General features: G+C 35.9%; 12 protein-coding genes and 1 pseudogene. 7 read left to right on the top strand and 6 right to left on the bottom strand.

The window, feature by feature from the left end; translation table 11 throughout:
- Positions 1 to 11 precede the first annotated feature (11 nt).
- Positions 12 to 1478, bottom strand: coding sequence for an amidase (locus BM212_RS02915; protein ID WP_091896166.1), 1467 nt, complete (start codon positions 1476 to 1478; stop codon positions 12 to 14).
- 392 nt (positions 1479 to 1870) lie between these two features.
- Here BM212_RS02915 and tsaE point away from each other — a divergent pair, with 392 nt between their 5' ends.
- Positions 1871 to 2347 carry a tRNA (adenosine(37)-N6)-threonylcarbamoyltransferase complex ATPase subunit type 1 TsaE gene (tsaE, locus tag BM212_RS02910; protein WP_091896163.1) on the top strand — a complete coding sequence of 159 codons (477 nt, stop codon included), beginning with the start codon at positions 1871 to 1873 and terminating at the stop codon, positions 2345 to 2347.
- Complete coding sequence (locus BM212_RS02905; RefSeq protein ID WP_091896160.1) at positions 2331 to 2849, top strand: GNAT family N-acetyltransferase; 519 nt, start codon at positions 2331 to 2333, stop codon at positions 2847 to 2849. The genes tsaE and BM212_RS02905 overlap by 17 nt, the downstream gene beginning before the upstream one ends.
- Positions 2850 to 3352: 503 nt before the next feature.
- Here the strand turns inward: BM212_RS02905 and BM212_RS02900 are convergent.
- Positions 3353 to 3883: a 3'-5' exonuclease gene (locus tag BM212_RS02900; RefSeq protein ID WP_091896157.1), complete on the bottom strand. Its 531-nt coding sequence runs from the start codon at positions 3881 to 3883 to the stop codon at positions 3353 to 3355.
- A gap of 277 nt (positions 3884 to 4160) precedes the next feature.
- Between BM212_RS02900 and glyA the strand changes: the two genes are divergently transcribed.
- Complete coding sequence (gene glyA / locus BM212_RS02895) at positions 4161 to 5384, top strand: serine hydroxymethyltransferase (RefSeq protein ID WP_425434163.1); 1224 nt, start codon at positions 4161 to 4163, stop codon at positions 5382 to 5384.
- Between the two features lie 183 nt (positions 5385 to 5567).
- Positions 5568 to 6983, top strand: a complete 1416-nt coding sequence (locus tag BM212_RS02890) for a 6-phospho-beta-glucosidase (protein WP_091896154.1) — start codon at positions 5568 to 5570, stop codon at positions 6981 to 6983.
- A 69-nt stretch (positions 6984 to 7052) separates the two neighbouring features.
- Here BM212_RS02890 and BM212_RS02885 read toward each other — a convergent pair whose 3' ends face one another.
- From BM212_RS02885 to BM212_RS02875, 3 genes are all read right to left on the bottom strand, one after another.
- Positions 7053 to 7670, bottom strand: a complete 618-nt coding sequence (locus BM212_RS02885; RefSeq protein WP_091896151.1) for a lysozyme inhibitor LprI family protein — start codon at positions 7668 to 7670, stop codon at positions 7053 to 7055.
- A 203-nt stretch (positions 7671 to 7873) separates the two neighbouring features.
- Positions 7874 to 10519: a cation-translocating P-type ATPase gene (locus tag BM212_RS02880; RefSeq protein ID WP_091896148.1), complete on the bottom strand. Its 2646-nt coding sequence runs from the start codon at positions 10517 to 10519 to the stop codon at positions 7874 to 7876.
- A gap of 256 nt (positions 10520 to 10775) precedes the next feature.
- Positions 10776 to 11075 carry a helix-turn-helix domain-containing protein gene (locus BM212_RS02875; RefSeq protein ID WP_072694134.1) on the bottom strand — a complete coding sequence of 100 codons (300 nt, stop codon included), beginning with the start codon at positions 11073 to 11075 and terminating at the stop codon, positions 10776 to 10778.
- A 203-nt stretch (positions 11076 to 11278) separates the two neighbouring features.
- Between BM212_RS02875 and BM212_RS12810 the strand changes: the two are divergent.
- Together BM212_RS12810 and BM212_RS12805 are read left to right on the top strand one after the other, a co-directional pair.
- A pseudogene (locus BM212_RS12810) lies at positions 11279 to 12436 on the top strand (SulP family inorganic anion transporter); the annotation flags it as partial.
- 3 nt (positions 12437 to 12439) lie between these two features.
- Positions 12440 to 12880, top strand: a complete 441-nt coding sequence (locus BM212_RS12805; protein WP_281244374.1) for an STAS domain-containing protein — start codon at positions 12440 to 12442, stop codon at positions 12878 to 12880.
- 44 nt (positions 12881 to 12924) lie between these two features.
- Here the strand turns inward: BM212_RS12805 and BM212_RS02865 are convergent, their stop codons facing one another.
- Complete coding sequence (locus tag BM212_RS02865) at positions 12925 to 13680, bottom strand: exodeoxyribonuclease III (RefSeq protein ID WP_091896145.1); 756 nt, start codon at positions 13678 to 13680, stop codon at positions 12925 to 12927.
- A gap of 257 nt (positions 13681 to 13937) precedes the next feature.
- On the opposite strand from BM212_RS02865, the gene murB reads away from it, so the two are divergent.
- Positions 13938 to 14945 carry a UDP-N-acetylmuramate dehydrogenase gene (gene murB / locus BM212_RS02860; protein ID WP_091896142.1) on the top strand — a complete coding sequence of 336 codons (1008 nt, stop codon included), beginning with the start codon at positions 13938 to 13940 and terminating at the stop codon, positions 14943 to 14945.
- Positions 14946 to 14955: the final 10 nt, after the last annotated feature.

The following is a 14955-nucleotide window of genomic DNA, read 5'->3' as shown; positions in this document are numbered from 1 at the left end:
ATGTGGCGATTCTAAATAAATAATCCAGCTTGTTCCATCTGATAACCGACTTGTAGTAGAAGGTGTTCTTGCCCTTTAGGCGCAGTAAGTTGTATACCGAGTGGTAATCCTTGTTCAGTCAAGTGAGTCGGTAAGCTGATGGCGGGTTGTCCTGTTAAATTGGCATGCTGAGAGAAAGGGGTAATATCCCAACTTTTTGAAAACATATCCCAGATAATTTTCTGAGCTTCGTTTGATGAGTACTCCTGTGTATAGCGCATTTTTTCTTTGAAGGCATCAGACCAATATTTACGATTTAATTCAGGTGCTGCGTCTGCTGTAGCAGGTTCCAGTAATAAATCGTACTCCTGATGAAAATAATGATATCTCTCAGCTGCTTGATCCCAATTAGCAAGAGCGTTAGAATAAGCTGCAGCTGGCAGCTTTTTTCCAGCCTGAAGCAATGTCCAGGTCAATAATTCCATATCTTCTATTGTAAATTGTTTATTGAAATTTTGTTCAAGGTTCTCGAAAAGTGCTGCTGTTTCTCCTGCATTCATGGCATAATAACTTTTCATGAGCTTGATTGTGTCGATATCAGGTTTAGCTTCTTCTACATAATGGCCATTTGATTCAAACCAGGAAGCGGCTTGTTTTACGGCCTGGGTTGCTTCGTTTGAAATAGGGTGAGTGCTAGGTGACTTTAAATTTACTGCAATTTTTAAGTGTCTATTTAACGGTTTAGAAAAAACATTTTGATATCCTGCTTCAAATAACGGGGTCTGAAAAGCAGCTTGAGGCTGGATAACTTGAAGAACATCTAATAAAGCAGCCGTATCACGAATGGATTTAGTCAATGCAAAACTAATAGAAGCACCTTGCCAACCACGTCCGCTTCCTGGTCCTACAGATGTGCGACCCCGAGTAGGTTTCAATCCGATCAGTCCCGTAAAAGAAGCTGGAATACGAATAGATCCACCGCCATCACTGGCACCCGCAATAGATGTAATATTAGAAGCAACGGCTGCAGCGGCACCACCACTGGAACCTCCGGGGCTATAATGGTTATTCCAAGGATTTTTAGCTGGACCATATAAATCAGGATTCGTAATGTTGGTAAATCCGAATTCTGGTACATTTGTGTGACCGATTGGAATAAACCCTGCTTGTTCCAAGTCTCTCACAAAATGAGCTGTATGTTGGGCTTTGACATTTCTTAAGATACGAGATCCAGAGGTGGCTGGTTCGTCTTTCAAATTTTGTCCCAGCCCTTTCAATAATATAGGTACCCCACCGAAAGGAAGAGCATCAAAGTGGCGTGTACGTGCTTCATGCATAGCAGCATCTTTTCTAGTAGAGATTACAGCATTCAAATTTGAATTATACTTTTTGATTTGCTTAAAACTTTCTATGACTAATTCTTCTGGAGAAGCTAATTTGTTTTTTACAAGTTCAGCATAGTATAAACCATCATACTTTCGGTTGAATAAAGTTGGCATAAGTCATCTTCTTTCTAAAATAATAATAACTTTATGATACTGTGCAAAAGAGAAAATAAGAAGAAATATATTGAAATAATACCTATTTTCTAACAAAGAAAGTGAATATAAAGTAAAAAAATATATTAAAAAAACAATATTGTGTTTAGGGCGCGATGCCTCTTTAAAAGAAATATTTAAGGGTTCGCTCTTTAACTATTCGATTTTTTCAATAAAAAGTTTCGAAAGTTTAACTAAGATTATTCATTCTTTTTTAATTTAACAGTATAAAATAAAGTTTATGAATAAAATAGGTTAATATATATAGGAATAAGCGATGTTATACATAGGTAATAGGATTTCAATTACAGATATGGTAAAATAATTTCAAATTATGTAAAGGAAGAATTCATATGACTAAGGTCTTTGAAACAAATGGAGAAGCTGGAACAAGAGCATTGGCTTCTAGAGTGGCTCAGCTTGTAAAGCCCGGTATGACTGTTCTGCTGGAAGGGGAATTAGGTGCTGGAAAAACTACCTTTACTAAAGGGTTTGCTGAAGGCCTTGGAATTGAAAGAATTATTAAGAGCCCAACCTATACGCTTATTAGAGAGTATACACAAGGTCGGTTACCGCTTTACCATATGGATTTATACCGATTGGAAAATACTGGTGCAGAAGAAATGGGACTGGATGAATACTTCGATGGTGAAGGTATTTGTATAGTTGAATGGGGATCTGTAGTGGAAGAGGAATTACCACAAAATCATTTATTGATTCAAATTGATACCTCTTTAATAGATATTAATCAGCGGACATTGACGATTTCTGCTGTAGGAGAAGCTTATGAAAAAGTATTGAAGGAGTTAGAAGATGAGAGAAAAGATTGAGATTGGTATTAGAGAAGCTATCCCGGAAGATGCAAAAGCTTTGCTGGATTGTCTAGAAAAAACAGCTTTGCAAACTGGATTTATGACAATGGGAGAAGAAGGATCAGGATTAACTGTAGAAGAAGAAAGTCGTCATATTGCAAAGCTCTATGATTCTCCAAATAATTGCTTAATTGTTGCCTTATTAGATGATAAAATCATTGGAATGGCATCGATCCATGCATCAGACAAACCTAAGATCAATCATATAGGAAAACTGGGTATAGTAGTGGATAAAGAGTACTGGGGATTTAAAATCGGTACAGAACTGCTTGAGGAAGTTCTAAGATGGGCAGAAGACTCAGAGACAATTAATCGTATTGAATTGAAAGTACAACAGAGGAATGAACGAGCGATCCATTTGTATGAAAAATATGGGTTTGAACTAGAAGGCGTCATGGAAAGAGGCGTTAGAGATGATGGAGAATTTTTGCCGGTTTGTATGATGTCGAAATTAATTTGATTTAGCCTTGAAAGGGGACTTTACAGTAACTCGAATCCACTTGAGATCGTGAGTAACATGGAAAATTTGTTTGCGTCTAGCTCGTAAGTAGAAAAAGACATGAGCTAGAAGAAAATACCATTTGTATCTAACTCGCAAGTAGAAACAAGCCGTGAACTAGACGAAAATCCAGATTGCATCTAACTCAGAAGTAGAACCAGTCGTGAGCTAGACGGAAATCTAGTTTGTATCAAATTCGCAAGCTGGACCAGTCATGAGCTAGAAGGAAATACCGTATGCATCAAACTTGCAAGCCGAAACAAAGCATGAGCTGGACGAAAAAGAGTCTTAGATATAACTCAAAAGTATTTCATTCAATAAGCTAAGTGCAAATCCTTATATCTCTATATTATAGAAAGAATATAATGACTAAATAACCGCAATATAAAGGAAGATTATACTTAAAGCGGATTTAAAATACCCCTCAATGAGATTTAACATAATCTCATTAAGGGGTATTGTTTTCACGAATATTTTACTAAACTTTTCAAAGTTTCTATACCATTTTCTTTTTCCTGATTGATTAATATCTTAGCACAAGCTCTAGAATCATCTAATGCGTGGTGATGATTTAATGGGATACCATAATGAGCAGCAACAGTGTTTAATTTATGATTAGGCAGCTGCTTCAACAATCGTCTTGATGATTGAACAGTACATAAAGTTTGGAAAGATGGTTGCTCTACGCCATAATAGTTCAATGTTCCTTGTAGTATCCTTTTATCAAATGGCATATTATGAGCAACCACAAGTTGTTCTGCTGTGAAGTAGGAAGACATTTCTTCCCAGATTTCTGGAAAATAAGGAGAGTGCAGCACATCTTGTTCTCGAATACCATGTATGCGAATATTTGTTGCATCAAACCAAGTATCGGGTTTGATTAAAGTATAATATTCATCCACGATTTGATTGTTTCTTACAACAGTAAGGGCTACTGAGCAAGCACTATGAGTCTGACGGTTTGCTGTTTCAAAATCGATCGCAGTAAAATTCATTATATCCCTGCCTTTTCTAAGTGAGCGGTTAAGTTGATCTATTAAAATATCTGTCTAAAACGAACGTGTATTCTTATAAAGTATACCATGAATCAGACATGTTTCAATAGTAAAATAAGCTTAAATTAATTTCCTATAAGCTCTATTTCTTAAATATACCTTTAAGTTTCCATACCCGAATAATCATGATTTTTCATTGATAAATTTTCAAGATTATAAGTCTGAATCGTTTCACTATGCTATACTCTTTTTATATCACATGAAGGAGTTGTGTGCATTGAGTTTTGACCAAGAAGTATTTGATGCTATAGAACAAGAGAAAAAGAGACAAGAAGAAAATATTGAACTGATTGCTTCCGAAAACTTTGTTTCTCAAGAGGTGATGAAAGCACAGGGAAGCGTACTGACCAATAAATACGCAGAAGGTTATCCAGGCAAAAGATATTATGGAGGCTGCAAATTTGTCGATATTGTTGAGAATTTAGCTATTGAGCGAGTAAAAAAACTGTTTGGCGCTGAATATGCAAATGTTCAACCTCATTCAGGTTCTCAAGCAAATATGGCGATTTTTCAGACTTTTTTAGAACCTGGAGATACCTATATGGGAATGGATTTGTCACATGGAGGACATTTGACTCACGGTTCACAAGTGAATTTCAGTGGAAAGTTATATAACGTTGTTCCTTATGGTGTAGATAAAGAAACAGAAACCATTGATTTCAAACAAGTTCGTGAACTGGCTTTGGAGCATAAACCAAAATTGATTATCACAGGCTATAGCGCTTATCCAAGAGAAATTGACTTCCAGAGATTCAGAGAGATTGCAGATGAAGTAGGCGCAATTTTAATGGTTGACATGGCTCATATTGCGGGACTGATCGCTACTGGAGAACATCCAAATCCAGTTCCTTATGCAGATGTTGTAACGAGTACTACACATAAAACATTAAGAGGTCCAAGAGGTGGCTTGATCTTAGCTAAAGAAGAATATGCTAAACGGTTGAACAGTGCCATCTTCCCCGGGATTCAAGGTGGTCCCCTTGAGCATGTCATTGCTGCAAAAGCAGTTGCTTTTAAAGAAGCACTGCAGCCTGAGTTTAAAACATACACGCAGCAAATCATCAAAAATGCTCAAATCATGGCTGAAGTATTCAAAGAATCTATAGGCCGCGTAATCAGTGGTGGAACAGACAATCACTTGTTATTGCTTGAAGTAACTAACTTTGAGATGAACGGAAAACAAGCTGAAGCGTTACTGGATACAGTAGGTATTACTGTTAATAAAAATACAATACCATATGAGACATTAAGTCCATTTAAAACCAGTGGAATTCGTATCGGTACGCCTGCTATTACAACCAGAGGATTTGATGAAGAAGCAAGTAAGAAAGTTGCGAAATTAATTATTAAAACACTTGAAAATCAATATAATGATGACGTATTAAATGAGATTAAAATAGAAGTTCGCGAATTGACTAAGCAGTATCCTTTATATAAATAAAATCTTTTAGAGTAAGTTTGGGAATCATTCCCGGCTTACTCTTTTTGAGTGATGTAGGATAAATTTTTTTCAAATAAAATAATAAATAGGCTTGTGTGTAAACCATTACATAGAATACAGTAAGTATGTAAAGAATTGAAAGCGTTTTTCGATTATTGTTTTTACCTAAGGAGGAAATGAACAATGGCAAAAGATGGATTAAAAATCGTTACAATTGGTGGAGGATCAAGCTACACTCCGGAATTAATCGAAGGGTATATTTTACGTAAAGATGAACTTCCAATTAAAGAAATTGTTCTGGTAGACATTGAAGATGGTAAAGAAAAACTTGAAATCGTTGGAGCTATGGCTAAGAGGATGGTAGAAGCAGCAGGTCTTGACTGGACTGTAACCTTAACATTAGACCGTAAAACAGCTTTAAAAGATGCTGACTTTGTTACGACTCAATTTCGCGTAGGGCTATTGAATGCTCGTGTAAAAGATGAAAGAATTCCATTATCTCATGGGATCTTAGGTCAAGAAACGAATGGTGCAGGGGGAATCTTTAAAGCATTCCGTACAATACCAGTTATCTTAGACATTATTGAAGATATGAAGGTGCAGTGTCCGGATGCTTGGCTGGTTAACTTTACCAATCCGGCAGGTATGGTAACAGAAGCAGCTATCAAACATGGTGGTTGGGAAAAAACAGTAGGATTATGTAACGTACCAATCGGGCACGTTAAAACAGCTTCAGAAAAACTAGAGTTGCCAAAAGAAGATCTTTTCTTCAAATTTGCAGGAATTAACCATTTCCACTGGCATAAAGTCTGGGATAAATCAGGTAAAGAGCGGACGGATGATTTGATCGACTTGATTTATGGACCTAATCAGAATGAAGATGATAATCATTTGAAGAATATTCACAGTGCATTATTCCATTATGAACAAATTCAAGATTTGCATATGTTGCCTTGTGGATACCATCGTTACTATTATATTGAAGATGAAATGCTGGAACATTCAATTGAAGAATTTGAAAATGGTGAGACTAGAGCACAGGTTGTTAAAGAAACGGAAGCGCGTTTATTTGAACTATACAAAGATCCGGAATTGGATCATAAACCAGAAGAACTATCCCAACGTGGCGGAACGCATTATAGCGATGCAGCATGTGAGATCATTGCTTCAATCCAAAATGATAAACATACTGAGATGGTTGTATCAACTAAAAATAATGGTACAATCACTGATTTACCATATGACTGTGCAGTTGAAGTATCAGGTGTTGTAACGGCTCACGGATTTGAACCATACAACTGGGGAGAATTCCCTAACGCTGGAGCTCGGGGCATCATCCAGAATATGAAAGGAATGGAAGAAACAGTTATTAGAGCTGCAATCGAAGGAAATTACGGTGCTGCCTTACAAGCCTTCACTGTTAATCCGTTGATTCCAGGCGGAACAATTGCTAAAACGGTTCTAGATGAGATGCTTTATGCACATAAAGAATACCTTCCACAATTCGCTGACAAAATCAGAGATATTGAAGAAAACCAACCTGAAACAGTTCAGAATGTTGATGAATTGATGAAAACAAACGTTAAAAAAAAAGTATAAAATATATATGGAAAGCCTGAAGATTTGCAGTCTTCAGGCTTTTCGTTGTTTGGATAAAAAAGTAAAGTATTACATATATTTTTTTACTAATTCAAAGCATCTATCCATTGTTAAGTTATTTTCAACAGCTACATACTCAAGCTGTTCTTGAGTACCTCCTTCGTATTTTAAAGAAGATTTTTTTGCAGTATTATCGCGGTACTTAATCCATTCACGCTGTTCTACTCTTAAGGATGCCATAACTTCAGTAGAAAGCTGGGTTTCTAAGACGCCATAAATTTCATTCAAAAGTCTGTCCCAAGTATCGAAAAGGTTTCCTTCAATTTCTTTCATAGCATATGTAGAAGAGTCAGAAGGATTCGCTCTTAATTCTTCTGTTTGTTCTTTTTCATCTTCAAGTTTTGCCATATATTCTTCTTTTAGCCTAGTAGTTTGGTTAGAATCAGCTGCTACATCGTGAGACGTCGAATTTGATTTGCTTTCTGTATTATCAGGAATATTTGAACTCACATCTTCTGATTCAGGTGCATCGGTCTGTCGTTCAACTATTTCCTGTTCTTCTTTCGCCTGTTGAGAATCAGCTGACTGACTATTTGTATCAATAGTATCATCAGTCTGTTGACAAGCTGAAAGGAAAAATAAAGTAGAGGTTGATACACTTAATAAAAATACTTTTGAATGTTTCATATATTCTCTCTCCTAGTTATGTAATCCTATTGAATAACTTTATGGGTAAACAATAGTGTCTCTACTAACAGTGTAACATGGATATAACACTTTTTTAATTGTAGGATTTGGCTTTAAGATTTAGACGAAAAAGCCACTAGAGAAATCAGAAAATGATTTCTCTAGTGGCTTTTTGAAATATTTGTATCAGCCGATAGTTAGAACTAATCAGCTAATTTTGATGGAAAGACAAGTTTTTTTAATTCTAGAATAATCGTAGTTGCTAGTGCAAGACCGGCCGCAATTGACCACTCTGTTAATCCAAATGTACTTGGAATATCAAAAATTGGACGTATAAATGGAAGCATGGTAATTCCATAAAGTGTCATACATACTGCAAATGCTCCAACAACATATTTATTTGAAAAGAACCCTGCCTGTAATGATGTTTGAGTATTCGAACGAGCAGGGAATACTTGTAAAGTTCTTGATAAAATCAATGTGGTAAATGCCATAGCTACACTGATTTCTGGTGAATCGAAATAGTAAATTCCAAGAGCTTGAGAAATGATAACAGCTATACCAATTGTAAATCCTCTTAAGATGACAGATTGTAAGGTCTGACCAGTAAAAATCCCTTCGTTAGGATCTCTTGGGTTTTGTTTCATAATATGTGGTTCTTCTTTTTCCATTCCTAAAGCAATAGCTGGAATGGAATCGTTCACTAAGTTGATAAACAATAACTGCAAAGCTGTGAATGGGTTGATCCAATTCATGAGTAGCGCAGCAATGATGGCAACAACAGCACCTAAGTTACCTGAGAACAAGTAGGCAATTGCTTTTTTGATGTTACTGTAAACATTTCGACCAACGGCAACAGCACTTACGATAGAAACAAAATTATCATCTGTCAGGATCATAGCAGAAGCATCTTTCGACACATCTGTTCCGCTTCCCATTGCGATTCCGATATCTGCCTGTTTAAGGGCAGGAGCATCATTTACTCCGTCTCCCGTCATTGCAGTAATTTGGTCTTTGTTTTGCCAAGCTTGAACAATTCTGATTTTGTTTTCTGGAGTAACACGTGCATAAACACTGATATGTTCTAATTTTTCCATTAACTCTTCTTCAGATAAAGCATCTAGTTCTTGACCGGTCAAAGCAATATCATCTTCTTTGAACAAGTTCAAATCAAGAGCAATTGCACGAGCGGTTGTTTTATGGTCACCTGTAATCATAACTGTACGAATGCCAGCTTCTGCTGCTTCTTTGATTGCCTGAGAAACTTCTTCTCTTGGTGGATCAATCATAGCAAGCAGACCTACGAAAATAAGATCATTTTCATCTTCTAAATCTAACGCTTCTTTAGATAATGGTCTATAGGCAAACGCTAATACGCGATAAGCTTGATTAGAATACTCTTCATTTTTTTCATAAAGTGTTTTGGAATACTCTTCTGTCATTTCTACAACTTCGCCATTGATCAAAATTTTTGAACAGCGTTTGAATACGACATCCGGACCACCTTTAGTTAGTAAAAGCTTTTCACCATCAATTTCTTGTAAAGTAGACATTAATTTACGGCTTGAGTCAAAAGGTAATTCTTCAATTCTAGGAAATTTATTACGTAAATCAGAAAATGGCAGTCCGATTTTATTACTGTAATTAATTAGAGCAACTTCAGTTGGGTCGCCACTTGCTTCGCCTTCTTCATTTAAAGAAGAGTCATTTGCTAATACAGCGATCTGATTTAATCTATTTTCACCAAAGGACCAATCAGTTGGTTCAGATGAATAGAGTTCTTGTTTGTGTTCGGGAAGGTAAGCTTGTACAACAGTCATTTTATTTTGAGTTAATGTGCCTGTTTTATCTGTACAGATGACACCTGTTGATCCCAAGGTTTCTACAGCTGGAAGTTTACGTATAATAGCATGTTTTTTCGCCATTTTATTTGTTCCAACAGACAATACAATAGTTACGATGGATTGTAATGCTTCTGGAATAGCGGCAACAGCTACAGCAATTGCAAACATGAAAGCATTGAGTAACTCAATTTGCAGATCTTCAGGTCCCTCACCAGTGAAAATTCTGAATGCCTGAATTGCAAAGATCAATACTGATAAACCAAGAATCACAAATCCTAATTTTTTACTGAAGGATTCTAACTTACGTTGGAGTGGAGTTTGCTTAGCAGATACGTTTTGTATCAGTTCAGCAACTTTGCCCATTTCGGTTTCTTTACCAATTCCAGTAACTACGTAACGAGCACGACCATAAGTCACAAGCGTTCCACTATAGACCATATTTTTTCGATCGGCTAAAGCAGTTTCTTCGCTGATCATAATCGCTTCTTTGTCAGAAGGAACAGATTCCCCAGTTAAGGCGCCTTCTTCAACTTGTAAAGACTCAGCTTCGAGTAAGCGACCATCAGCCGGGACATTGTTTCCGGCTTCAAGAATAACGATATCCCCTGCTACGATCTCTTTAGAAGGAACACTCTGTGTGCTATTATTACGAACCACTGTTGCAGATGGCGCAGCCATGTCTCTCAACGAAGCTAATGAATCCTCTGCTTTTCGAGTTTGAACTACGCTTAAAATAGAATTGATAATCAGAACCGTAAGGATGATAATAGATTCGATTGTCTCTCCTAAAACGATTTGTATAATGGCAACAATCAGTAGAACGATAACCATAGGATCTTTGAAGCTGTCAATAAATAATGAAAATAAGGATTGACGATCTTTTTGTTCTAATTCATTGTAACCATGTTCCTCTTGTTTCTTCTTAACCTCCTCAGAAGTTAAACCTTTGTCGGTCGTGTTTAAAGAAGATAATACATCTTCAGGGGATTGCTGATAAAAATTCATTCATTTAATCCTTTCTCTTCTGTTTTAGGGTACCTAATAGATAGAAAAAGACGTATGCGGAGTTGGAAAATCTCCGCATACGTCTCACTATTTAATACAGCACCAGCAGATATGAACTATCTACGGTTGGTGGCACTGTAACAGTTTGCACTGCAAGTTACTCCCGTAAGCATATTTTATTGTCGAACTCATTATATAAAAGTATATGTTTAAAAGCAAGATATTTAAATTTTACATATTTTAAAGTGATATATATTTATCTTTTAATAACTAAACCATCTAAAAATTTCAATAGATCATACTGCTTTTCTTCGGGTAAAGATTGAATCAATGAAATCAATTTTTTCTCGATGGGGCTGATCTCGTCATTGAAAAATTCTGCCAGACTGACATTTAATGCTTCACAGAGATGCTCCAAAGTCTTTAAAGATAGTTTAGTAGAATTATGTTCGATTGCTGAAATGAATGAAGGAGATATGTCGATTTTGTGCGCTAATTCTTTGGCTGTCATATTTGAAGCGATTCTAAGTTCTTTGATTCTGGGTCCGATTTCCATAAAAGCACCTCGATTGAGTTTTTACATACTAGAGACATGATAGCATGAATAACAGGTTAAAAAAAGAGAACTCTCATAATGGAAACACTTAAAAATTAACTTATTCACTTATAAGTGATTTTTTCATTGTTTTAAATAATTTATGTGTTAACATGTTTAATTGCAGCTGCTAGGATAGAATAGCTGAAAAAGGAGAGAATAGAATGGGAAATAATAGTTTGTTGAAGAATGGTAGGTTTCGACCATTGCAATTTTTAAAAGATAATAAGTCAGCAGCTAAAAATGATGTGTTATCAGGACTAACAGTTGCTTTAGCACTGATTCCAGAATCGATCGCTTTTGCATTTGTAGCAGGTGTCAGTCCAATACTTAGTTTGCAGACTGCTTTTATCATTGGATTAGTTGCGGCAATATTTACCGGAAGACCTGGAATGATCAGTTCTTCTACAGCAGCAATGGCAGTTGTGTTTGCATCATTAGTTGCAACACATGGGCTGGAATATCTTTTTGCGACGGTGTTGTTAGTGGGTATTATTCAAGTCAGTATAGGACTTTTAAAATTAGGTAAATATGCAAGAATAATTCCATATCCAGTTATGCTAGGGTTTTTAAATGGACTATCTATTGTAATTTTTATAGCTCAATTAGATCAATTTAAAGTTAATCAAGTAACAGAAGTGGATGGTGTATCTGTAACAGAATCAGTTTGGATGTAAGGGGTTGATCTAACACTCATGATTGCTTTTGTAGGATTCACTATGCTGATGATTCACTTTATTCCTAAATTCACCAAAGCGATTCCTTCAAGTTTGGTTGCAATCGTTGTAATGACGATCATTGCAGTTGTATTAGGATCATATGGTATTCATCTTCAGAATGTTCAAGACTTTGCCGGTATGGAAATTGTAGGAGGATTACCAGAGTTTCATATTCCACAAGTACCTTTAAACCTTGAAACATTAAGTATTATTACCCCTTATGCTGTAATTGGCGGGTTAGTTGGACTGACAGAAGCGGTCTTAACCTTACAAGTGCTTGATGAAATGACAAATACAAGAGGAAGAACGAATAAGGAAATTATTGCACAAGGACTTGCTAATACCGTTAATGGGTTTTTCGGCGGTACGGGAGGAGATGCGATGATCGGTCAATCCATCATAAATATTAAGTCTGGCGGGAGACATCGCTTATCTGGAATTGTAGCTGCATCTGCGTTGATGTTTTTCATTATGTTTGGTTCAGGTTTCATTAATGCTATTCCTTTAGCTGGACTTGTTGGAGTAATGTTTATGGTTGTAGTTGGAACTTTTAAATGGGAAAGTTTACGATACAAGGGAAAAGTTCCTGCACAGGATATCCTTGTCGTGATAGTCGTATCTGTTATTACAATTTTTGCTGATTTAGCCACAGCAGTTATTGCAGGCGTTATTGTTTCAGCTTTAATTTTTGCCTGGGAAAAAGGGAAAGTTATATATGCTAATGTTGAAGAAACGAATGTCGGAGAAAAAACATATAAAATCAATGGTACATTATTTTTTGGATCTGTATTAAATTTCAAAGAACTTTTCGATGTTGATAATGACCCAGATAAAGTTATTCTAGATTTGAAATATGCTAAAGTTTCAGATTATTCGGCTGTTGAATCGATCAGCTCCATCACAAAGCGTTATGAAGATGCGGGTAAAACGTTTAAGATCGTTCGTCTTAGTGAAGATTGTAAGAGAATGTTCCATAATGCAAATGCCTTTACGTCTGTTGTGATAGATGAAGCTGAAGCTGAAATTATTGAATATCCATATGTATAAAAGCACAAAGACTTTCTTGAATTTCTCAAGAAAGTCTTTTGTTTTTATAAGTCTATCTGTAGTTCTACGGGACAATGATCTGAACCGGTATAGTTAGTATGGATCTTAGCATCTACTAATTTGTCTTCTAACGGTTTTGAAACTATAAAGTAATCAATACGCCATCCTGCATTTCGCTTTCTAGCTCCAAATCGGTAATTCCACCAAGAATAGATCTCCTCTTGGTCAGGATAGAAGTAGCGGAAAGTATCTATAAATCCACTTTGCAAGAATGCTGTAAACTGAGAACGTTCTTCATCAGAAAATCCAGCACTGCTGCGATTATTATCAGGATTTTTTAAGTCTATATCTTTATGAGCCACATTTAGATCTCCACATAAAATTACCGGTTTTGCAGAATTAAGGGACCGAATATAAGCCTGAAAGTCTCTTTCCCAGCGTAAACGATAATCAATACGCTTCAATTCTGACTGAGAATTAGGAGTATAGCAAGTAACAATGAAGTAATCATCATACTCTAAGGTGATTACTCTACCTTCTGAATCATGTTCATCAATACCGATTCCATAGATAACCTTTGTTGGATCATATTTAGTATAGATAGCTGTTCCAGAATACCCTTTTTTATCTGCATAATTCCAATATGAAGTATATCCATCAAATTCCAAGTCGATTTGTCCTTCTTGCAGTTTGATTTCTTGTAAGCAGAAAAAATCAGCATCTAGATCTTTGAATTGATTCAGAAAATCTTTTTGAACAATTGCACGTAAGCCATTTACGTTCCAAGATATCAATTTCATAAGTAATTCCTCCAATATATGTTACTCTAATCATATCTAATTTAATCTGGAATGTAAAAACGAAAGATTATAGTTGTACATTCATTAATGAATGATGATGTTTTAGAGTGAAAAGGTTGACGGTTTAGTTACAATTAGAATTATAACTATTACATATGGTATATTCATGTTAGAATAAAAAAAACTGATAATTTAGTTTTTCAGAAAATTGCCTACCAGACTAGAACGGATATTAATTGAGAGGAACGTAAAGATACATGGACTTAAAAATATTCCAACAAAAATTTAAAGATTCAATTATTAAAATAAATGAACCCTTAGCACATTATACTTATACAAAAACTGGTGGACCTGCAGATGTACTAGTATTCCCTAAAAGAAAAGAAGAAATCGCAGAAATCGTAACTTATATTCATGAAAAAAAATGGCCGTTGACCATTTTAGGGAATGCCAGTAATTTAATCGTTAAAGACGGTGGGATTCGTGGAGTCACACTGATTTTAACTGAAATGGATCAGATTTCTGTACATGAAAAGACTATCGTTGCACAAGCTGGTGCCGCTTTGATTGATGTTAGTAAGAAAGCTTCTGGTTTCAGTTTGAGTGGACTTGAATTTGCTTGCGGGATTCCCGGGAGTGTAGGTGGTGCTGTCTTCATGAATGCTGGAGCCTACGATGGAGAAGTTAAAGATGTCATTCAAAAAGTTACTGTATTATCTCGAACAGGAGAATTAAAAGAAGTAACAAATGAAGAAATGGAATTTGTTTATCGAAACAGTAAAATTCAGCAGACAGGCGATATCGTAATTGATGTGACATTTTTACTAACTGAAGGGGATCAAGAAAAAATTATCGAGCGTATGAATGAATTAACAATGCTTCGTACAACAAAACAACCTCTTGAATATCCTTCGTGCGGATCAGTATTTAAACGTCCAACAGGCTACTTTACAGGTAAGCTTATTCAAGAAGCAGGTTTACAAGGGTTAGTTTGGGGTGGAGCTCAGATCTCTACAAAACATGCGGGTTTTATTGTAAATGTAAATCAAGCAACAGCAACAGATTATATTGAATTGATCGAACATATTAAAGAGGTTATTTTAGATAAAGACGATGTTCAATTAGAAACTGAAGTCCGCATTATTGGGGAAGATCCAACTGAAACCGAGATTGTACATGCGAAGAATATCATCAAAAAAGCTACAACAGAGTTCAAAAAGAAAATTAATGCTGAACAATCCGTTCAACTAGCTGACGAGCTTTAAATAAACGCAT

This window comes from Marinilactibacillus piezotolerans (genome assembly GCF_900114235.1).
Lineage (GTDB): Bacteria > Bacillota > Bacilli > Lactobacillales > Carnobacteriaceae_A > Marinilactibacillus > Marinilactibacillus piezotolerans.
Note: the sequence above shows the minus strand (reverse complement) of the source record. Positions and strands in the feature narration are given on the sequence as shown.

What these genes read in the sequence shown, in the direction of transcription:
- BM212_RS02915 (WP_091896166.1), bottom strand. Translation starts at nt 1,478, where the DNA reads ATGCCAACTTTATTCAACCGAAAGTATGATGGTTTATACTATGCTGAA.
- tsaE (WP_091896163.1), top strand. Translation starts at nt 1,871, where the DNA reads ATGACTAAGGTCTTTGAAACAAATGGAGAAGCTGGAACAAGAGCATTG.
- BM212_RS02905 (WP_091896160.1), top strand. Translation starts at nt 2,331, where the DNA reads ATGAGAGAAAAGATTGAGATTGGTATTAGAGAAGCTATCCCGGAAGAT.
- BM212_RS02900 (WP_091896157.1), bottom strand. Translation starts at nt 3,883, where the DNA reads ATGAATTTTACTGCGATCGATTTTGAAACAGCAAACCGTCAGACTCAT.
- BM212_RS02890 (WP_091896154.1), top strand. Translation starts at nt 5,568, where the DNA reads ATGGCAAAAGATGGATTAAAAATCGTTACAATTGGTGGAGGATCAAGC.
- BM212_RS02885 (WP_091896151.1), bottom strand. Translation starts at nt 7,670, where the DNA reads ATGAAACATTCAAAAGTATTTTTATTAAGTGTATCAACCTCTACTTTA.
- BM212_RS02880 (WP_091896148.1), bottom strand. Translation starts at nt 10,519, where the DNA reads ATGAATTTTTATCAGCAATCCCCTGAAGATGTATTATCTTCTTTAAAC.
- BM212_RS02875 (WP_072694134.1), bottom strand. Translation starts at nt 11,075, where the DNA reads ATGGAAATCGGACCCAGAATCAAAGAACTTAGAATCGCTTCAAATATG.
- BM212_RS02865 (WP_091896145.1), bottom strand. Translation starts at nt 13,680, where the DNA reads ATGAAATTGATATCTTGGAACGTAAATGGCTTACGTGCAATTGTTCAA.
- murB (WP_091896142.1), top strand. Translation starts at nt 13,938, where the DNA reads ATGGACTTAAAAATATTCCAACAAAAATTTAAAGATTCAATTATTAAA.